General features: G+C 55.8%; 20 protein-coding genes. 1 reads left to right on the plus strand and 19 read right to left on the minus strand.

Annotated elements, in window-relative coordinates:
- Window positions 1-18 precede the first annotated feature (18 nt).
- From ACTG4M_RS02390 to argH, 3 genes are read right to left on the minus strand one after another with little or no spacing between them, the layout of a single operon-like run.
- Window positions 19-336, minus strand: a complete 318-nt coding sequence (locus ACTG4M_RS02390) for a DUF2834 domain-containing protein (RefSeq protein WP_439122035.1) — start codon at window positions 334-336, stop codon at window positions 19-21.
- Window positions 336-509 (minus strand): hypothetical protein, encoded by a 174-nt coding sequence (locus ACTG4M_RS02395; protein WP_439122036.1) that lies wholly within the window; start codon window positions 507-509, stop codon window positions 336-338. Before ACTG4M_RS02395 ends, ACTG4M_RS02390 begins: the two co-directional genes overlap by 1 nt.
- Window positions 506-1,897 carry an argininosuccinate lyase gene (gene argH, locus ACTG4M_RS02400; RefSeq protein ID WP_439122037.1) on the minus strand — a complete coding sequence of 464 codons (1,392 nt, stop codon included), beginning with the start codon at window positions 1,895-1,897 and terminating at the stop codon, window positions 506-508. The genes ACTG4M_RS02395 and argH overlap by 4 nt, the downstream gene beginning before the upstream one ends.
- Window positions 1,898-1,920: 23 nt before the next feature.
- Between argH and ACTG4M_RS02405 the strand changes: the two genes are divergently transcribed.
- A complete protein-coding gene (locus ACTG4M_RS02405) occupies window positions 1,921-2,487 on the plus strand; it encodes a TlpA family protein disulfide reductase (RefSeq protein WP_439122038.1) in 567 nt (188 codons plus the stop codon).
- Window positions 2,488-2,937: 450 nt separating this feature from the next.
- Here the strand turns inward: ACTG4M_RS02405 and ACTG4M_RS02410 are convergent, their stop codons facing one another.
- From ACTG4M_RS02410 to bchF, 16 genes are all read right to left on the minus strand, one after another.
- Window positions 2,938-4,254: a UDP-glucose dehydrogenase family protein gene (locus tag ACTG4M_RS02410; RefSeq protein ID WP_439122039.1), complete on the minus strand. Its 1,317-nt coding sequence runs from the start codon at window positions 4,252-4,254 to the stop codon at window positions 2,938-2,940.
- Window positions 4,255-4,388: 134 nt separating this feature from the next.
- On the minus strand, window positions 4,389-4,811 hold the full coding sequence (locus tag ACTG4M_RS02415) for a c-type cytochrome (protein WP_439122040.1): 423 nt from the start codon (window positions 4,809-4,811) through the stop codon (window positions 4,389-4,391).
- A 106-nt stretch (window positions 4,812-4,917) separates the two neighbouring features.
- Window positions 4,918-6,132, minus strand: coding sequence for a 5-aminolevulinate synthase (gene hemA / locus ACTG4M_RS02420; protein ID WP_439122041.1), 1,215 nt, complete (start codon window positions 6,130-6,132; stop codon window positions 4,918-4,920).
- Window positions 6,122-6,940: a putative photosynthetic complex assembly protein PuhE gene (gene puhE / locus ACTG4M_RS02425; protein WP_439122087.1), complete on the minus strand. Its 819-nt coding sequence runs from the start codon at window positions 6,938-6,940 to the stop codon at window positions 6,122-6,124. The genes hemA and puhE overlap by 11 nt, the downstream gene beginning before the upstream one ends.
- A gap of 97 nt (window positions 6,941-7,037) precedes the next feature.
- Window positions 7,038-8,162: a magnesium-protoporphyrin IX monomethyl ester (oxidative) cyclase gene (acsF, locus tag ACTG4M_RS02430; RefSeq protein ID WP_439122042.1), complete on the minus strand. Its 1,125-nt coding sequence runs from the start codon at window positions 8,160-8,162 to the stop codon at window positions 7,038-7,040.
- Window positions 8,159-8,455, minus strand: a complete 297-nt coding sequence (locus ACTG4M_RS02435) for a hypothetical protein (RefSeq protein ID WP_299786591.1) — start codon at window positions 8,453-8,455, stop codon at window positions 8,159-8,161. The genes acsF and ACTG4M_RS02435 overlap by 4 nt, the downstream gene beginning before the upstream one ends.
- 18 nt (window positions 8,456-8,473) lie before the next feature.
- Window positions 8,474-8,941, minus strand: coding sequence for a photosynthetic complex assembly protein PuhC (gene puhC, locus ACTG4M_RS02440; protein ID WP_439122043.1), 468 nt, complete (start codon window positions 8,939-8,941; stop codon window positions 8,474-8,476).
- An 11-nt stretch (window positions 8,942-8,952) separates the two neighbouring features.
- The gene (gene puhB / locus ACTG4M_RS02445) at window positions 8,953-9,588 is read right to left on the minus strand and encodes a photosynthetic complex putative assembly protein PuhB (protein ID WP_439122044.1); all 636 of its coding nucleotides are present in this window, start codon (window positions 9,586-9,588) and stop codon (window positions 8,953-8,955) included.
- Window positions 9,589-9,638: 50 nt separating this feature from the next.
- Window positions 9,639-10,418 carry a photosynthetic reaction center subunit H gene (gene puhA / locus ACTG4M_RS02450; RefSeq protein ID WP_439122045.1) on the minus strand — a complete coding sequence of 260 codons (780 nt, stop codon included), beginning with the start codon at window positions 10,416-10,418 and terminating at the stop codon, window positions 9,639-9,641.
- A 28-nt stretch (window positions 10,419-10,446) separates the two neighbouring features.
- A complete protein-coding gene (locus tag ACTG4M_RS02455; protein WP_439122046.1) occupies window positions 10,447-11,886 on the minus strand; it encodes a PucC family protein in 1,440 nt (479 codons plus the stop codon).
- Window positions 11,883-12,554, minus strand: coding sequence for a magnesium protoporphyrin IX methyltransferase (bchM, locus tag ACTG4M_RS02460; RefSeq protein WP_439122047.1), 672 nt, complete (start codon window positions 12,552-12,554; stop codon window positions 11,883-11,885). Before bchM ends, ACTG4M_RS02455 begins: the two co-directional genes overlap by 4 nt.
- The gene (gene bchL, locus ACTG4M_RS02465; protein ID WP_439122088.1) at window positions 12,554-13,372 is read right to left on the minus strand and encodes a ferredoxin:protochlorophyllide reductase (ATP-dependent) iron-sulfur ATP-binding protein; all 819 of its coding nucleotides are present in this window, start codon (window positions 13,370-13,372) and stop codon (window positions 12,554-12,556) included. Before bchL ends, bchM begins: the two co-directional genes overlap by 1 nt.
- Before the next feature lie 175 nt (window positions 13,373-13,547).
- Window positions 13,548-17,117 (minus strand): magnesium chelatase subunit H, encoded by a 3,570-nt coding sequence (locus ACTG4M_RS02470; protein ID WP_439122048.1) that lies wholly within the window; start codon window positions 17,115-17,117, stop codon window positions 13,548-13,550.
- Window positions 17,107-18,663: a ferredoxin:protochlorophyllide reductase (ATP-dependent) subunit B gene (gene bchB / locus ACTG4M_RS02475; RefSeq protein ID WP_439122049.1), complete on the minus strand. Its 1,557-nt coding sequence runs from the start codon at window positions 18,661-18,663 to the stop codon at window positions 17,107-17,109. Before bchB ends, ACTG4M_RS02470 begins: the two co-directional genes overlap by 11 nt.
- A complete protein-coding gene (locus ACTG4M_RS02480; protein ID WP_439122050.1) occupies window positions 18,660-19,946 on the minus strand; it encodes a ferredoxin:protochlorophyllide reductase (ATP-dependent) subunit N in 1,287 nt (428 codons plus the stop codon). The genes bchB and ACTG4M_RS02480 overlap by 4 nt, the downstream gene beginning before the upstream one ends.
- On the minus strand, window positions 19,943-20,452 hold the full coding sequence (gene bchF, locus ACTG4M_RS02485) for a 2-vinyl bacteriochlorophyllide hydratase (protein WP_439122051.1): 510 nt from the start codon (window positions 20,450-20,452) through the stop codon (window positions 19,943-19,945). The genes ACTG4M_RS02480 and bchF overlap by 4 nt, the downstream gene beginning before the upstream one ends.
- Window positions 20,453-20,557: the final 105 nt, after the last annotated feature.

Consider the following 20,557-nt stretch of genomic DNA (forward strand, 5'->3'; position numbering starts at 1 on the left):
AAAGCCCGCGCAATTTGGTCACGGGATCGGTTTGGACCGCAGGAATAGATAGAGCGGAAGGCCACAGCTTACCCCGATGCAATAAGTTGCTGGAATGGCGATAAGTGCAGACCAGTTCCGACGCACTCCTACTTCTGCAATAATCCAGATGGTCAGCGACACTGCGGCAATCGTCAAATCCCAAGTCAAACCAGTGGTCGCATCGTTCACATACCACGCATCGATCATCGCCCCTAGGTTCCATCCGTTTTCCTGAAACCAGGACACAAAATAATACATCGGATGGATTGCGCCCCAAATGGCAAGGGAAAGGTAAATCCAGCGCATCGGTGTCATCAGAAAGTGGCTCCTACGGTCACAGGCCCGGTTCGTTCTGATACACCTGTCGATGTGCGCACACCTTCACTTCCAACTGAAACCGTTGTGTTAACCGATGGCGTTATCGGCGGACCATCAGCGCCACAGGCGGTCAGCACAACCAAGCCAGCAAGTAGCGTGATCGTTTTCATCCAAGCACCTCTTTCCAACGGGTGACTTGTTCCCGGACTCGGACAGGTGCGGTGCCACCATAGCTCGTACGGCTGGCGACTGAGTTGTGAACGCCTAGCACTTCGAAAACGTCATTCGTAATCGCCGCGTGCACAGATTTCATGTCCTCAAGGCTTAAGTCTGGCAAATCGCATCCCTTCTGTTCGGCCATCGCCACTAAAGAACCGGTGACATGATGGGCGTCTCGGAAAGGTAGGTCGAGCGTGCGGACAAGCCAGTCTGCCAAATCTGTGGCCGTCGAGAAGCCAGCCGAGGCTGCTGCTTCAAGGTTGGCTGTGTTGGCGGTCATGTCTTTGACCATGCCCTCCATCGCCGCCAGCGCGAGCATCCAGTTGTCAGCAGCGTCGAAAACCTGTTCCTTATCTTCTTGCATATCTTTTGAATAGGCTAACGGCAGGCCCTTCATAACCATCATTAACGCAACATTTGCACCAAAAATTCGCCCGATCTTGGCGCGGATCAATTCCGCCGCATCTGGGTTCTTTTTCTGTGGCATAATCGACGACCCGGTCGAAAAGCGGTCAGACAGGGTCACGAAACGGAATTGGGCGGAAGACCAGATCACCAGTTCTTCGGCAAAGCGGCTAAGGTGCATGGCACTGATGCTGGCCACACTCAAAAACTCCAAAGCGAAATCCCGGTCGCTCACCGCATCAAGGCTGTTGGCCATCGGGCGGTCAAAATCCAGCGCCTGTGCTGTCATTTCACGATCAATCGGGAACGATGTACCAGCCAAAGCCGCCGCACCCAAAGGCGACTCGTTCATCCGTTTGCGCGCATCTTGAACACGGCTCAGATCGCGTGCGAACATTTCCACATAGGCCATCATGTGATGACCCCAAGTCACCGGCTGTGCCGTTTGCAAATGGGTAAATCCCGGCATCACCCAATCCGCGCCTGCCTCAGCTTGTGCGACCAACGCACTGATGAGGGCTGTCAGGCCTGATGATGCCGCATCCAACTGATCGCGTACCCACAGGCGGAAATCGGTGGCAACCTGATCATTGCGGGATCGGCCAGTGTGCAGACGCCCCGCCGGTTCGCCAATCACCTCTTTTAATCGTGCCTCGACATTCATGTGGATGTCTTCAAGCGCAGTCGAGTATTCAAACTCACCTGTTTCAATCTCTGACAAAACGGTGAGCAAGCCTTCCCGCATCGCGTCTGCATCGCTAGGTGTTATTATACCCTGTGCGGCTAACATTGCTGCGTGGGCCCTCGACCCGGCGATGTCCTGTGCCGCCATGCGTTTGTCGAACCCGATCGAGGCATTGATCGCCTCCATGATCGCATCGGGACCGGCAGCAAAACGGCCACCCCACATCTGGTTCGAGGATTTGTCGGACATGGTCTTACCCCTTCGGAGGGAAAATGAAGAATAAACTCGCCGCCATCCTCTATACGGGCCTCGTTGCGCTTGCAAACCCAGCACTGGCCGATCTGTCCAAAGCCGAAGCAATGCGCACAGGTGACATGAAAAAGCTGACCTTCCACAGCGACGCACAACCCGCTGGCACTGCAGAATTCACAACGTTCGACGGCAAAGCCGCATCATTAGAGCAGTACAAGGGCAAGTGGGTTCTATTGAACTTCTGGGCCACTTGGTGTGCCCCATGCCGCAAGGAAATGCCGATGCTGTCGGAACTGCAGACCGAATTCGGAGGTGAATCCTTTGACGTAGTGACTGTCGCGACAGGCCGTAACCCCCCCCCCGCCATGAAAAGCTTTTTTGATGAAATCGGTGTCGACAACCTGCCGCTCTACCGTGATCCCAAGTCAGGGCTTGCCCGCGAGATGGGTGTTCTTGGGTTGCCCATCACGGTCATTCTGAATCCGGACGGTCACGAAGTTGCCCGAATGCGCGGTGATGCCGACTGGGCCTCGGACAATGCAAAGGATATTCTTCGCACAATTCTTGGACGTGAGACGGCGGGCTGAAAAGTACACAGCAGACAGGAACTTCGGGCGCGTCCCCCGACGCTCACACAGCACACAGCGCTTCACCTCGTCGAATGGTTGTAGCTGCCATCCGCGCCCCCGTGTGTGCCTAAATATGTGGTTAAACCCGAAGTTCCTGCGCTGCGACAGTGCGATTCCCATGCATCATGTGCCCGCGCGATGCGGTGCCCGTGAGCAAAAAGAGAGAGTGGACAGTGTCAGAGACCTGACGCATGGACGCACCTGTTTTCGAGCCCCCGCCCGACAGGTTTGTGTTTGTCAGAAATGTGGCGAACCACCAAGCATTTTGCCTTATTCGCGCGGAACTCATTGATTTCGCGAACAATCGATTGCCATCTTTCCGATTTGTTTGAAGTTGGACTTCAATTCCCGCCTTATTTCAGCCGCATGCTCTGGTTGGGCGAAAGATCAAAGCGCGATTACTTCGAATCATGGAAACCCAATACGACCAACACTTTCATACGCCACAAATCCGGCATCCTTGGCCACATCACCGTTATAGATGTTGCGCAGATCAGCCATAACAGGTCGCGTCATGCTTTCCGCGATCTGCTTTAGGTCAAGAGCGCGGAATTCGTTCCATTCCGTCAACAGCACCAACAACTCCGCTCCCTGAACAGCCTGATATGGATCCTCTTGCCATTGCACACCAGGCAAGAGCGCCTCGCCTTCGTGTTGGCCCTGCGGGTCGCTGACACGCACCTTGGCACCACCCCCAACAAGCGCGGGCACGATGGTCAGAGATGGCGCATCACGCATATCGTCCGTGTTTGGTTTGAACGTCACACCCAGAACGGCAATCGTCTTTCCGTTGAAAGACCCACCACACAAATCCTGTAGTTTTTCGATCATCCGACGTTTGATGTCTTCGTTCACCGCGATGACAGCTTCGGTGATATGCATTGGGCTGGCATGTTCCTGACCGATCCGGGCAAGCGCCTTGGTGTCCTTCGGAAAACAGGACCCGCCGTATCCTGGGCCCGCGTGCAGGAACTTGTTGCCAATACGGTTGTCCATGCCCATCCCTTTGGACACCTGTTTCACGTCAGCACCGACCTTTTCGCACAGCGCGGCAATCTCGTTGATAAACGTGATCTTGGTCGCCAGAAACGCATTGGCGGCATATTTGATCATCTCGGCAGATTCGAGATCGGTCGTCACGATCGGGAAATCGCGCAAATAAAGCGGGCGATAAATATCAGACATAACGGCGGCCGCACGATCAGTTTCGATACCGACCACTACACGGTCCGGCTTCATGAAATCGTCAATTGCCGCCCCTTCGCGCAGAAATTCAGGATTCGACGCGACATCAAAATCAAGTTCAGGATTGGCCGCCGCGACCACCTCGCGGACTTTGCGATTGGTCCCAACGGGAACTGTCGACTTGGTGACAATGACCACATATTCCTTGGCTGCCTTTGCGATCTCTTCGGCGGCGGCCATAACGTAGGTAAGGTCCGCATGTCCGTCGCCACGCCGGGTTGGCGTGCCAACAGCAATAAACACGGCTTCGGCACCATCAATCGCTGCAGTCAGGTCACGGGTGAATTCAAGGCGCCCTGCCTCAACGTTCTTGGCCATGAGCGCCTCTAGCCCAGGTTCATAGATCGGAACCTCGCCGCGCTCCAACATATCGATCTTGCGCTGGTCTTTGTCGACGCACACAACGCTATGACCAAAATCGGAAAAACACACACCGGACACAAGACCAACATACCCTGTCCCGATCATCGCAATATTCATGGCACTGCCCCTTTATTCTTGGCCGGTGTTTTGCGCGAGGCAACTGAACCGGTCAACTCTGCAAAGAACGTCCGGCAAAAGAAAAGGGCGCGCTGTGGCAGCACGCCCTTTTTTTGGAAATCACATTTTGGCGCTTAGGATCCTGCGTCTGGGCTCACTGTAACCAGATACGCATACACATCTTCCATACCTTTACGCAGACGGTAGGACATTTTGGAACGTGCGCTCTTGTCGTCCAAGTATTCTGCCAAGAAACCCTTGGGGTCTTGAACATAAGCGACAAAGGTCTCTTCATCCCAAACCAGACCGGCTTCACCGGCAGCGACAAGACTATCACCATACCGGAAGTCTTCGTACGTCCCAGCCTGACGACCGATGATGTTGTACAAGTTAGGACCAGTGCGACCGCCCTTGACGATCTCGGTGCCATCATCCGCCACAATCATGTGGCAGGACTTGCACTTGTTGAATTCCTTTTCGCCCGCTTCGGCATCCTGTGCAAAAGCAGCACCTGACCCCGCAAGCAACACTGCGGCGGTTGCGATCATCAACTTCATTCTCGAACTCCTCTTTCGTGTTCGGCGCACAATAGCGCTGTATCTAACGGTTAACCAATAGCAAACCTGTGTTGTTCCGTAACACCTATTTGTTGGTCATTCGAAGTCAAGCAACCTGATGCGCAATTGCGCACTGTTTCCAAAGGGTTGCTAGCGCTTGAACAAGTTGCTCAATATCTGCGTCCGAATGAAGCGGCCCAGGTGTAAAGCGCAACCGTTCTGTCCCTTTCGGCACTGTCGGATAGTTGATTGGCTGCACATAGATTCCATAATCCTGCATCAGAATGTCCGCGAGCATCCGGCATTTGACCGGATCCTTGATCATCACGGGGATAATGTGGCTTGGATTCTCAAGGTGCGGAATTCCCATATCATCAAGCCGCTTGCGCAGTTTTGCCACTTGAACCTGTTGCTGGTGACGCTCGGTCTCACTTTGCTTGAGATGCATGATCGACGTACGCGCAGCGGCTGCCACAGCAGGCGGCAAAGCCGTTGTGAAAATGAACCCGCTCGAAAAAGACCGAATGAAATCACACATCGCTTCGGAACCAGTGACGTAGCCGCCCATCACACCGAATGCCTTGCCCAGCGTACCCTCGATCAGGGTGATCCGATCGGCCAGACCTTCCCGCTCGGACACGCCGCCACCACGCGCGCCGTACATGCCGACGGCGTGGACTTCGTCCAGGTAGGTCATCGCGCCGTGCTTTTCGGCTACTTCAACGATCTCTTTCATCGGGCAAATGTCACCATCCATCGAATACACCGATTCAAATGCCACGATCTTGGTTGCGTTGGATGGCAATGCAGCCAGCTTACGATCCAAATCTTCCGGATCGTTGTGTTTCCAGATGACCTTATTGCAGCGCGCGTGGCGGATACCTTCGATCATTGACGCGTGGTTTAGCTCATCCGACAGGATGACCGCATCCGGCAAACGCGACCCAAGCGTGGACAAAGCCGCCCAGTTGGACACATAGCCAGACGTGAACAGCAGCGCAGATTCCTTGCCGTGCAGATCAGCCAATTCGCTTTCAAGCAGCTTGTGTTGATGGTTGGTGCCGCTGATGTTGCGCGTACCGCCGGCGCCACAGCCATTTTCGGCAACTGCATCCTGCATCGACTTGATGACATCTGGATGTTGGCCCATGCCAAGGTAATCATTCGAGCACCAAACGGTCACTTCGTCCGGGCAGTCATCATCATGTGATTTTGCCTTTGGAAAGGCGCCACATTTGCGCTCCAGCTCGGCAAAGATGCGGTAATTACCCTCTTCTTTCAGGGCATTCAGCTGGGCATTGAACAGGCTGTCAAAGTCCATGGGCGTCCTCCGTTCGTATCGTCTTGTCTTGTTGTTTTGGTTTGGGCGCAGGGATCATCCAGCGCCAGAGTTTCTCGTCGGGCAGCGGCAACACCATGAACCAATGCTCAAGCAGTGCGAGCGCTGTCATGGCCGCCAAAAGGGCAAAGCCGATCACGTCACCCCCGGAGTTGGCGGAATAAATCCGCTCAAGCCAGCAAGCGACGGCAAAGGTCAGCGCGCTGACGGAAATCGGGAATAGCCAGTTCATTCGGGCGTGCCGAAAATGACTGGGCAAATGAGCAAGTGGCTGCGGAAGGAATTCAGTGTTGATCTTTGGCACACCCAGAAACAGGTTCAGCTTGGCCGACACACGCGCAAAGAACAGCACTGCGAAAGTCCAAAAGCCAAAGGTGTTTTCAGCCTCATGGGTGTATAGCCATACACCCGCCAGTGTCGCAGCAAGCAACATCTCATGATAGGCAATCGTACCCCAGGCGCGGATGAATCGTTCCCATTCCGGGATATCGTCGCGACAAACCAAACGGTTCGGCCCGGTGATCGTTCCGGTCAGAAACGCCATTTCAATCCACGCCCAAAGCGCCAGAGCAGAAAGAAACGCATGATACGCAGCGGCTGAGCTGTCCAGATCAGCTGTCACCCAGATGCCGTAGGCCCCCAAGAAAAACACCGGCAAAGCAGCCCAGGTCAGGGCGCGCCCAAACCTGATCCCATGCCGGTCGGCGTATTTGACAACCATCAGGATCGCCCCGGTGGAGAACCACCAGACAAAAAGCGCCACAAGGGCTGCAATCCAGGGATCATTCAACACGCGGTTTTGTCCTTCTTCTTTTTTCAAATATCGCCAGGGGGTGTGGGGGGCTGGTCCCCCACGCGGTCGCCGCCTACGGGCGGCGAAAACCGATTTAGTAAGCACGCACCAAACGGGTGTTTTCAGGAACCTGATGTTTGTTTGCAGGGATGGTATACAGCGACACAAAACACATCGCCGCCTTCGCAGCACCGCCCCATTCCTTAAGCTTTCCACCCAGACCACCCTGCTTTTTGCCTTCGGCAATCTGAACGTTTGCTTTCTGCAAACGCTCCAGCGTCGGCTGCCAACGGGGATGCTCGATATCCAGCGTGATGGGGAAGATTTGCTGTGTCAGAGCCGAGGTCTTGGTGAACACTTCATGTGCGTACCAATCGGGATCAACGCCCAGCGCCTTGTGAAATGCAGGGCGCTGGTGATCGCGAACATACATGGTGGCATAGACAGCTGTCAGGAAAAACTTGATCCACAAAACATTCTTGCCCTGCGTCAGTTTCGGGTCCGTCTTCATCAAAAGCGCAAACGCTTCACCGTGGCTGAACTCGTCATTGCACCATTCTTCGAACCATTTGAAAATGGGGTGGAAGCGGTGTTCCGGGTTCGCCTCAAGATGGCGGAAGATCGTGATGTACCGCGCATAGCCGATCTTTTCGGATAGATACGTCGCATAGTAGATGAACTTCGGCCGGAAATACGTGTACTTCTTCGACTGCGTCAGGAAGCCAAGGTTCACACGCAGACCCGCCTCGCGCAGCGCGTCATTGATAAATCCGGCATGGCGGGCCTCATCGCGCGCCATCAATTGGAACAGCTGCGTGATGTCCTTGTTGTTGCCACGGCGCTTCATCTCTTTGTACAGAACGCAGCCCGAAAATTCGGCGGTGCAGCTTGAGATCAGGAAGTCGATGAACTCTTTCTTTAGCTCCGGCTCCATGTTGTCCCAATCGACATGGTCCCAGTCTTCGTTCTTTTTGAAGTGACCTTTATTGGGGTCCGCTTCCATCTGGGCGATCAGCTCGTCCCATTCCGCGCGAATACCCTCCACATTGATGGCGTCCAGCTCATCAAAATCGGTGGTGTAGAAGCGTGGCGTCAGAAGCGTGTTCGCCATCGCGGTTTCGGTGGCAAAGTTGTCGTCGTACTTTGCTTGTTCCTCTTGGATGGCGAGGCTCTCTTCGACCGTTGTGGCGTCAGCAGTATGCTTGGCTTGCATGTTCATAGCGTCACCTCTTCCGAGAAGGAGAATTCACAAAGCTCCATCACTTCGAAATCACCCGTCAGACGAGTCCAAAGCTGTTCAAGCTTGGAGGCACGAACGATGATTGCTTCGCGATCTTCCGAGACGACCTCTCCGAATGGTGCCATGATTTCCGGACCCTGCACCTTCACTTCGTCACCGGGATAGATCACCGCGCCGTTGTTAAACCGCACATGCGCATGAAGGCTCTCGAAGCAGTGGCTGATTTCCACCGTGCACGGCGCCCTTTCAATATCTTTTGTTAACAGACCCATAGTCCGATTCCCTTTCGGTTAGTTCAGCAGCTTGGCGAAAGCGGCTGAGTTGTCGGCGCCAAAACCCATGAGGTCGGCCCCCCATCCCGTGCTGGGATCAAAGATCTCAAGACGGTTGTTTTCACGTGCGCGAACGATCACCGGACCATTCAAATCCACACGTGTCTTGGTGCGTTCCCGTTGAAGAACGCGCCACATACCAGAGAGGAAACCGCCCTCTTCCGGTGAGTATTCAGCGACTAGAGCGCCGTCTTCTGCAAAGACCTTGGCAGCGCCGCTCATGGCTCCTTCAAGGTACAGAGTTTTCTCAATCACGATAGGCGATTCAGGTGCGGTATATTGGACAGGCCCATCCAACCAGCGATAGACGCTGACCATGATCAGGCAAATCATGACCATGCCGAACATCGCACGAACGAACAGGCGTGGCACCAATTCGCGTTCTGTGGCGTGGATACGGGCTTTGTCGACGGTTTGAGTGTTCATCGTAAATCCCCCTATTCCGCGGCCACAGCCGACGGCGTGTTGCCAGCGCGTTCCACCTGCGGTGTTGAGACACGCGCCACTGCTGCCTCAGAAATCATGGCGGCGATCTTTTCGGCCTCAGGGATGCAACGCAGCGCGGGCTGTGTCGGGGAGACCCGCCACGGACGGACATGCGGCCAGCAGACCAGATAGCTGATGCGCGTATCACCCAGCAGATCAAAGGCAATCGTACCCGTGCCCGACTTGCGTAAATCTAGATTAGCTGATCCGATCTGTGTGAAAGGCAGGTTCAATGTCACCGTCAGCGCCGCACCAATTCGCATCGCAACGCGGCGGTTGGTAACAGTATAGACGGTGTAGTGCGCTTGAGCAAAAGCGATGCCCAGAAGCAAGGCGCAGACGATCCCACCAAGGATCAGGAATGGGACAGACGCCCAAATCGCCTGGCCCAGAGGCATAAGATCGATCACAGCCACGAAACGCCAAGCGGCAAGGAAAACAAAGTAACCTGCAACCCAAAGCAGATTCAGCGATTCCTTGGACAAAGCCCACCAATCCGGTTTGCCTTGCCAGAGGATCACCTCCCCCTCAGGAGGTGTCTCTGGCAGGCCTTTGACCGGTTCTACCTGGAAATCATCGTGTGGCATGGTGGGTTCCCTTTCCTAAAGCCGTGGCTGCGGCTGTTGGGTCTTGATGGTTAGATCTGCGGATCAAGGCGCGCTTGGCTCGCATAGAGGGTGCCACCGCCGTAGTAAGCGCTGACCTTCTCTTCTTCGAGTTTGGTGATCTGCTGTGGCGATGCGAGTTTCGGAACACCGGCAAAATGTTCGCCAAAAATCGAACGCACTTTTACACGGTTGCCCCAGATGCGGGTAAAGGTGATCGGCACAAGGCGCGATCCGCCGCCGTATTCGGCATCAAGTTCCATCTCGAGGTAACGAACCATTTGCTCCGGTTCATCGACCCACATGTCGGTGATTTTGCCAACGATCGCACCGTCACCGGCCACAACAGGCAAACCGCGCGGATCACGGCCAGCAGACACCCGGAAATGGTCGCTGCCAGACATCGGAATGATCTTGGGATGACCATGGCCATCAAGCTCAGGCTCATCGCGGCGCGGGGCCCAGCTGCCCGGTCCAACACCATCGGCAAGCGGATCGCCAACTGGATCGAACGGAAAACCACCACTGTCGAACTGGCGCGACAGCTTTGCGTCAATGTCAGTCCGCTCGGGCGTCTGGCCCGATGGCACGGTGTATTCGCCACGACCATGCGGCAGAAGGAACGTCTTGTCTGACGGATTCGGGAACACGCTTCCCGCATCCGCTTGGCTGCCGTCTTCGTCAAGAAGAGGATAGCCTTCACGCTGGTTTTCGCGCTGAATCCAGATCACGAGTCCAACGAAGAAAATGAAAAACAACCAGAGCGAAATGCTCGCGAGGTCGAGGTTTCCAAGGATATAGTCTTCGGTCATCTTTTTTTAGCTCCTTGATGGGCCTTGGTCAGGTCGGGAAATCGGCAAGGCCCAGCCCTGTCGGTTTCTGGTTGATGGTGAGGGTGCTTCTGCTTTGGCTAATGAGACGGCCCAATATGATGAGCGTCGCAAACAGAAGCCCGATTTCGAGGTGATAAACGACGGAATAGCCCGTAGCCGGTGTGGCAAGCGCGTCGCCCCAGCTTCCGGACATGGCGATCATGTTGACACCGTCACGTGTCGCGCCGCCAATTAATGTAGAAAGCCCAGCTGCGGTGGCCTGCGCAGCGCCCCAGGCACCCAGCGCAAGCCCACGTCCGGCAAGACCTTCGGTCGGGATGGTCATGGCTGCAGTCAATGTTGAAATGGCAAAGTAGCCACTGCCGAACCCGATCAAACCAGCGCCGACAAAGAATAGCGCTGTTGAATTCATCGGCGCGGCAAAGATCACTGTACTGAACGCAGCGACTCCGGCCAAAAGCCCGACAGATGCCATGCGATACGTATTGCCACCCTTGGCCAATACGCGTGCCGCCAAGGCAAAGCCGACAAGCGCACCCAATGCCCATGTCGCGGTCAGCAAAGTCGTTGACGAAACGCTTAGCCCAAGGATTTCACCGCCATAAGGCTCAAGCAGCACATCCTGCATGTTGAACGCCATTGTGCCGATAAATACGACCGCAAGAAGACGGCCTGCAGTACCACCAGCGGTCAGATCGTTCCAAGCATCCTTGAACGACGGTTGCGGCGCTTCGCGATCTTCCTTGGTCATCGGGCGCACGTGCTCTTGCTTCCAAAGAGCGATCACGTTGAGAACCAAAGTGACGACGGCGCAACCCTGCACAACACTGATCAGGAGAACGCCCGAAAAGTCCCGAAGCAACCAACCGATCACAATGGCTGATAGGCCCATGCCGAGAAGGTACATCACATACAACAGAGACACGACACGCGGGCGGGTTTCGTCGTTTGCCCGATCCGCAGCCAGAGCCAGACCTGCGGTCTGAGTCATGTGCATGCCAAGGCCTGTCATGATAAATGCCAGCGCAGCCAGAACTTCACCTGCAAATGGGACGTCATGCGTGACGTCGCCACCCAGAACCAAAAGGCAAGCAGGCATAACGGCCAATCCGCCGAACTGCCAAAGGGTGCCGAACCAGAGGTAGGGAATCCGCTTCCACCCGATGGCAGAGCGGTGATTGTCAGATTTGAATCCCAGTAGCGCCCGGAACGGTGCAATGAGAACCGGAAGGGCAACCATGATGGCAACCAAAGTCGCCGGAACAGAAAGCTCGACGATCATCACGCGGTTCAGCGTGCCCAAAAGCATGACACCTGCCATACCAACCGACACCTGAAACAACGCTAGCCGCAACAATTGCGCCAGTGGAAGATCATCAGACGCCGCGTCCGAAAACGGCAGCATCCTCATTCCCAAAGACTTCACTTGTTTGCGGCTTACGATCATGGACGGAACTCCAAAGCCTGGCTGATGTAGAACCCGGAATTCACGCGGCCCAAATCATTAAGTTGCCCAATATCAGAGACTGTATTGCCCAGCCGACGCGGTCCGTGCGGGATCATAGTCGGCGACCGATCAGAGCGCGGAAACGCTTTGCCCGCATACCACATTGTCATGAGCAGCGGCGTGCGTGGCGCGACGGTAAAAGCAACCGACCCACTGGTGCGTTCACCCAGTTTTTCCAATGCGGCCCGGATATCGGATTCGGTGTAGTAGATCAGGCTGTCCATCGCGATCACATGATCAAATGTCCCGTGTTCTTTAGACAGCATATCACCGCTGGCGAATGTCACCTTGTGCTGCAAGCCTTGCGGTAACCGATCCTTCGCGATCTTGACCAGCGAGGGCGAGATATCGACTGCCACCACATCGGCACCGCGCGACGCAAGTTCCTGCGTCATCTGCCCAGCACCACATCCGGCGTCCAGAACACGGATACCGTTCAAGTCGACAGGAAGCGCCGACAACAACTTATCGCGCATCTGGTCCCGGCCCTTGCGGACCGTTTCGCGAATACGACTGACCGGCGCGTCTGATGTCAAACGCTCCCAAACCTTGGTCGCCGTACGGTCGAAATAGTGTTCGACCCGATCGCGTGTGGCGTCGTAGCTCATCAGTCGAAACCCAACAATTCAAAGATATCGCGGTCTTCCAGCGGCTTCGGCGCCATTGCCTCAGTGCCGTTGAAAAGGGTCTCGGCCAACCGAATGTATTCTTTGCGCGCCAGTACAATGTCTTCCTCGTCCGGCATTTCGAAAAGGGTTTTCTTCTTAAGACGCGAGCGGCGAATAGCATCGTAGTCTGGCATATGCGCAATGCGTTTGAACCCGACCTCGTTGCAGTAGCGATCCACCTCGTTCGTGTCCTTGGAGCGGTTCGCAACACAGCCTGCCAGCCGCACCTTGTAGTTGGCCGATTTGGCCTGAACCGCGGCGATGATCCGGTTCATGGCGTAAATGCTGTCGAAATCATTGGCGGTGACGATCACTGCGCGATCGGCGTGCTGCAAGGGCGCAGCAAAGCCACCGCAGACCACGTCGCCCAGAACGTCGAACAGAACCACGTCAGTGTCTTCAAGCAGGTGGTGCTGCTTTAGAAGCTTCACGGTCTGCCCGACGACGTAACCCCCGCAGCCCGTTCCAGCCGGCGGACCACCGGCTTCGATACATTTCACACCGTTAAACCCTTCGGCAACGAAATCTTCAGGGCGCAGTTCCTCGGCGTGGAAATCGACCTCTTTTAGGATGTCGATCACAGTCGGCTGGAGCTGGCCTGTCAATGTAAAGGTGCTGTCATGCTTAGGATCGCAGCCAATCTGCAAGACGCGCTTTCCAAGCTTTGAAAAGGCGGCAGACAGGTTTGACGACGTGGTCGATTTGCCGATACCGCCTTTGCCGTAAACTGCGAATACCTTGGCACCTTCGATCTTCATCGAATTGTCTTGATGCACCTGCACCGAACCTTCGCCGTCTTGTCCCTTAAGGACCGGCGGCGCGGACAGGCCGCGTGCCTCAAGTCCAGCGGATTCGCGCAGGGCGGCGCGGGCGGCGGGCGGGCTTTTTGCGTCAAGTGGGCTCATTTGGGCCTCCGGTTATGCGTGTTGGCGCTCATTCTGCAGCGATCCCCTCAAGGCGATCTTCCAGAGCGTCGGCAGCGTCTTGCAACGCGGCCAGAGTTTCGGCGTCGGGTTGCCAGTAGTTGCGGTCGTGTGCTTCGAGCAGACGGTTCGCCATGCGGCTTGAAGCGGTTGGGTTCAGATCAGCGAGGCGTGCACGCATATCTTCATCCAGAACGAAGGTCTCGCTCAGGCGCTGATAGACCCACGGTTCGACTTTGCCGGTCGTCGCAGACCAGCCCATTGTATTGGTGACTTGAGCTTCGATCTGACGAACGCCCTCGGCCCCGTGCTTGAGCATGCCTTCGAACCATTTCGGATTCAGGCTGCGTGACCGTGTCTCAAGCGCGACCTGATCCTGAAGCGTGCGCACCTTGCCATTTCCTCGCGTGGTGTCGGAAATGTAAATCGCCGCTTCCTGACCCCCGCGTGCGCGTTTGACGGCGCGGGAAATCCCACCCAAAGTATCGAAGTAATGATCGACAGTGGTGACACCCAGTTCCACAGATTCAAGGTTCTGATATGCGACATCGACGGTCTTGAGCGTCTCTTGCAAAAGCGCGTGGTTGGCCGCAGCTTTGCCGTTCACGCCGTAAGCGAAGGACTTGCGTGCCTCGTACGCGTCGGCCAGTTCGTCTTCATCACCAAACGCAGAGCTATCGACCAGGGCGTTGACGTTCGACCCATACGCGCCTTCGGCATTCGAGAAGACGCGCAAGGCTGCAGTTTCCAGATCAACACCGTTTTCCTGCGCATAAACCCAAGCGTGGGCACGGATATAGTTCATTTCCAGAGGCTCATCGGCCTCAGCCGCTTTTTTGGCAGCTTCGGCCAACATGCGGGTCTGCAAAGGCAGAAGGTCGCGAAAGATGCCCGACAGCGTCATCACCACGTCAATGCGCGGACGACCCAGTTCTTCGAGCGAAATGAGATCAGCTCCCGAGATACGGCCAAAGCTATCAAAGCGCGGCTTTGCACCCATCAGGGCAAGCGCCTGCGCCAAGGGGGCACCGTCGGATTTGATGTTGTCCGATCCCCAAAGAACCAGCGCGACAGTACGCGGAAGCGTTTTGTGTGTTTCCAGCAAGAGCTGCGCCTGTTTCGCGCCATCACGGCAAGCGAATTCGGTCGGCATGCGAAACGGGTCGAACGCGTGAATGTTGCGGCCCGTGGGCAAAACATCGGTCGACCGGATCAGATCGCCACCCGGAACAGGCGGGGTAAAGCGCCCATCAAGAGCGCGAATAAGACCAGCTAGTTCTGTCTCTTCTTGCAACAGCGCATCGACCTTTGCCTTGGTTTCGGCATCAGCGCTTTCAATCAGCTTGAGATATTCGGCACGCGCGTCGTCGCTGAACGTCTTGCCAACAATATGAAGACCATCGGGGATCAGCGCATCTTCAGTTTCAAGCAACTTCAGCCATAGCGCATCGGGGGCCGTGCCCTTCATGTCCACAACTTCGGCCTGTTCAGCGATAAGTGTCTCTAACTCGGCCCGTTCGCTGTCTGAAGGATCAAGAGAACGCCAGCGCGTCAGGCTGTCTTTAAGCTCTTGCAGGCCCTTATAGAGACCTGATTGCGCCAGAGGCGGTGTCAAATGTGTGACCGTCACAGCGCCAGAACGACGTTTGGCCAATGCCGCCTCGGACGGGTTGTTCGAAGCATAAAGGTATACATTCGGCATCTCGCCGATCAAGCGATCCGGCCAATCGCGCGCACCCATTCCGGCCTGTTTGCCCGGCATGAATTCCAGCGCGCCGTGCATGCCGAAATGCAGAACAACATCCGCTTTGAACGTGTTGCGCATCCACATGTAAAATTGGACAAAGGCATGCGTCGGGGCAAAGCCCTTTTCGAAGAGCAAGCGCATCGGGTCACCTTCGTAGCCGAAGGTGGGCTGAACACCGACAAACACTTTGCCAAGTTGCGCACCCAAAACAAAGACGCCGCGTCCGTCAGACTGAATCTTGCCCGGTGCAGGGCCCCAGACTGCTTCGATGGCTTTCAACGGCGGTGTGTTGCGCACAATGTCATCGGCGCTGACATGCGCGGCAACATTGGCTTCTTGGCCATATTGCTTGGCGTTGCCTTCGAGGACAGTCGCGCGCAGAGCTGCAACGCTTTCTGGTACCTCGACATCATATCCTTCAGCCTTCATCGCGTGCAGTGTGTTGAATAGCGATTCAAACACGCTCAGATACGCGGCTGTGCCAACGGCACCTGCATTGGGCGGAAACCCGAAAAGTACGATCCCAACGTTCTTGTCTGCATTTTGCTTGCGGCGCAGCGTCGCTTGACGCAGAGCTTTTTCAGCAAGGCTATCGATGCGTTCGCGGCAGGGTGCCATTGCTTTGCTCTGGGTATCGCATGGGCATTGGTACTGACAGCCGTTGCAACCCTCGGCGCCATGACGACCACCAAACACTGTCGGACAGGTTGCACCGTCTAGTTCTGGCAGCGCGATGAGCATTGTCGTTTCGATTGGGCCTAGTCCTTGATCGCCATTGGCCCATTGACCAAGCGTCTGAAACTCCAGCGGATGGGCAGCGATATACGGAATATCAAGATCCGTCAGAACGCGAACAGCAGCATCGCTGTCGTTATAGGCAGGACCACCAACAAGACTGAAACCGGTCAGCGACACCATCGCGTCAATGGTCGTACGATCCTCTTTACGGAAAAACTCGGCAATCGCGGGGCGGCCATCTAGACCACCGGCAAAGGCAGGAACAACGGCCATGCCCTTGGCCTCGAACGCGCGGATGACCGCGTCATAATGGGCCGTGTCGTTTGCCAACACGTAAGAGCGCATCATCAACAGACCGATAGTGGCCTTAACCTCGGCCGGACGAGGCAGGTCAGCAATGTCAGTGGTGATACGCTGGGGCAAATCGGGGTGATACAGAGCCACATCAGGGTATTCGATGGGCGCCTCTGCCTCAGCACCCAGCCATTCTTCGCGACCCTTGGCATACTTACCAAGCAGGTAGCGCACCATAGATTCGATATTGTCGTCAGATCCGCCTAGCCAATACTGCATGACAAGGAACCAGGACCTCAAATCCTGCGCTTTGCCCGGCACCATCTTGAGCAGCTTTGGCAAGCGGCGCAGCTGCTGCATCCGCTTTTCGCCCTTTTCGACTTCCGACTCTTCGGACTTCGGCTTAAGCGACTTGAGAAGCTTCATCAGACCTGACGCGGGCTTGCTCATGTCGAGCTTTCCCAGCTTGGTCAGCTTGATGATTTCAGCATCCGCAATCACGCCAACCATCCCATCGACCTTGTCACGTACCGCGCGCAGATCTTCGAGAATGGGCTTGATGTGCTCTTCAAGGAACAAAAGGTTCGCCACAACCATATCAGCTTCGGCGATGGCGATCTTTGCTTCGGCCAAAGTTTCGGGTGTTTCCGCCCATTCGGCCGCCGCGTGAACGGTAACGTTCAAACCTGGAAAGTCTTGCGCAAGGTTGACCGACGCCCGCGCCACGGGACCAGCAGAATGACTGTCCAACGTGATAATGGCGATGTTATACGCCCGGGCTTCGGTGAAACTATCGCGCATAATGGGCTTTCGCTTCATAAAGTGTGTCGACACTGATTTCCTGCACGCCACGTTCAGACGCGAAGGTTTCGGTGTTCCGCTTGGCTTTGCCGCGCACGAAAAACGGGATTTTCTTGAGTTCTTTTTCAGCGGCGGGCAGCCAGACAATCTCGACCGGGCCAGTGTTCGCTTGGGCCGTTTCAGGTACAACAGTCTCTGTTTCGGACGGCGAATTGATACCCATCTCGCGCAGCTTGGCCTTGTGGCCGTGGTGGCTGGCACCTGCATCGTCATGGAATTCAAAATCTTCGCGGAACATGGTCAGAAGGTGCTCTTCAAGACCCATAACCAGTGGGTGGACCCACGTGTCAAAAATCACATTAGCGCCTTCGATCCCCATTTGGGGCGAATACCGCGCGGGAAAATCTTGCACATGTACGGGTGCAGAAATGACGGCGCATGGAATGCCCAGCCGTTTGCCGATATGACGTTCCATCTGAGTACCGAGGATCATCTCAGGCGCCAGTTCTTCGATCCGACGTTCGACTTCGAGATAATCATCAGTGATGAGTGCTTCGACGCCGAATTCCTGAGCCGTTGCGCGAAGCATCCGAGCTTGTTCGCGGTTGTAACAGCCCATGCCGACCACTTCGAAACCCATCTCATCGCGGGCAATGCGGGCGCAGGCGGCAACATGGGTGCCGTCACCAAAAAGGAACACGCGTTTGCCAGTCAAATAGGTGCTGTCTACGCTGGCAGAGTACCAAGGCAAGCGCAGACGACTATCGTCCAATACAGGCTCGACCCCAGCGATTTGGGCGACTTCTTTGACGAAATCGCGGGTTGCACCAACACCGATAGGAACCACTTTGGTATAGGGCTGGTCAAACTCGCGCTCCATGTAGCGCGCTGCGGTTTCGGCCGTTTCGGGATACATAAGAACGTTGAAATGCGCTTGACCCATCTTGGCGATCTCGGACGGTGACGCAGGCATCGGGGCCGTGACATTCACTTCGATGCCCATATCCATGAGCAAGCCTGTCACTTCGACAATGTCATCGCGGTGTCGGAAACCAAGGCCAGTTGGGCCAATCAGGTTAGCTGTGACGCGCGCAGTCTTTTTCATGGGCTTGGCGAGGGCCTTGACGATTTGATAAAACGTCTCGTCCGCGCCAAAATTTTCTTTGCGCTGGTAGCTGGGCAGCTCAAGCGGAATGGCCGGGATCGGCAGGCCAAGCGTTTCGGAAAGACCGCCGGGGTCGTCCTGGATAAGTTCGGCCGTGCAAGACGCACCGACGATCATCGCTTCGGGCTTAAACCGCTCATAGGCGGCCATGGCGGCGTCTTTGAAAAGATACGCTGTGTCCGCGCCCAGATCACGCGCCTGAAACGTGGTGTAAGTTACCGGCGGGCGATGGTTGCGGCGTTCGATCATAGTGAACAGTAAGTCCGCATATGTGTCGCCCTGTGGGGCGTGCAGAACGTAGTGCAAGCCGGTCATACCGGTTGCGACACGCATTGCGCCGACATGCGGTGGACCTTCGTATGTCCAGACGGTGAGCTTCATTCTGCCGCCTCCAACTTGAGGAGGTCACGGCGACGCACTGGTCGCGAGAAGAGACCGGCGAGATCACCTGCTTGCTCGTAAAAATGCACCGGAGTGAAAACCAATTCGATGGCCCACTTGGTGGTGAGACCTTCAGCTTCAAGCGGATTGGCAAGACCGAGACCGCAGACCGTCAGATCCGGACGTGCGGCCCGGCAACGATCAAGCTGCTTGTCCACGTCCTGACCTTCGGCAATCGTTGGGCCTTCGGACAACAGATCGAGGTCGGGAGCCATGACGGTTTTGTGGATGAACGGCGCTCCGACTTCGACGGCGTCCATACCGCATTCGCGTGTCAAGAAACGCGCAAGAGGGATTTCCAACTGGCTGTCCGGGAAGAAGAAGACAGACTTCCCGCGCAGAGCCTCAGATGCTTGTGCAACAGCTTTTCGCGCACGTGCGCGAGGCGCGTCAGTAACCTCGGCAAATTTGGCGTCGGATACACCGAACTGATCGGCAATCGCGCGGAGCCATTGGGTTGTCCCCTCTTCGCCAAACGGGAACGGGGCCGCGATGTGCTGTGCATGACGGCGCTGCAGAGCTTCGTGTGTGTCGTTCAAGAATGGCTGTGTCAGCGCATAGAGCGTGTTCGGACCGATACCGTATTCATCGTTCACGCGCGAAGCAGGAAGAACACGGATCGGGCCAACACCCATCGCCTCCAAAAGACCGACCGCCTGCTCCTCGACAACATCGGGTAGTGCTCCAACCAAAAGCAGCTCTCGCGCGTCAGTATTCGGCATCACTGGAACCATCGCAGCCAAACATGCATCTTCGCCTTGAGTGAACGTCGTTTCGATGCCGGACCCAGAATAGCTGAGCACACGCACATTCGGCGCAAACTGCGCGCTCATCCGTTCGGCAGCCTTCGCAAGATCAAGCTTGATCACTTCAGACGGACAAGAGCCGACAAGGAACAACTGCTTAATGTCGGGGCGACGTTCGAGCAATTCGCTGACCACACGGTCAAGCTCTTGCTGTGCGTCAGCCATCCCGGCGAGATCGGTTTCCTCCAGGATTGCCGTCGCGAAACGGGGTTCGGCAAAAATCATCACGCCAGCGGCGGATTGCAGAAGATGGGCACACGTGCGGCTTCCAATGACAAGGAAAAACGCATCCTGCATCTTTCGGTGCAGCCAGATAATTCCGGTAAGGCCACAGAAGACCTCGTGCTGACCACGCTCTTTCAGAACTGGTGTACTGGAACAGCCGCGCGAAGGAGGGGGAGTGAATTGCTCGGTCATGCGGTGGCCTCGTCGGTGATGTGGGTTTCGCTTGCCTGAAGACGGGCGACACGCAATTTCCACAGAAACTGGCCAGCGTTGACGACGTAGGCAGCATAAGCTGCGAGAGCGAGCAACATCTCTTCGGTTGGGCTTAGGGCAGCCGTCCAAAGGGCCCAAACATAGGCAAGGTGCAGCGCAATCACGAGGAAGGAAAAGACATCCTCCCAAAAGAATGCTGGCGCAAACAGGTACTGGCCGAACACGACTTTTTCCCAGATCGCACCAGTCACCATGATAGTCAGCAAGAAGACCGTCTTGATCAGGATCGACAAAGTGGCCGCGTCATAGCCCGCGCCAGTCAACAGATACCGGACGACAAGACCTAAAGAGATCAGAAACGCCAAGAACTGCAGCGGCGCGAGCACTCCTTGGATTGTTGTCCAAATACTGTTGTCCCGGCGTGCGCGCTGTTCCTCTGTATAGAGAAACACTGGTTTTCCAGCGGCGCGTTGCGTTCCTGCCATGTCTTCGATTCCGTCCTTGTTCCCTAAAAAGTAGCTGCTGCTCAGGCCAAGTGTCAACTAAAACTTACACTCTAGCGCCAAGGCCTGACAGATACCGGAAAAACG

The organism is Marivita sp., from assembly GCF_965656765.1.
GTDB lineage: Bacteria > Pseudomonadota > Alphaproteobacteria > Rhodobacterales > Rhodobacteraceae > Marivita.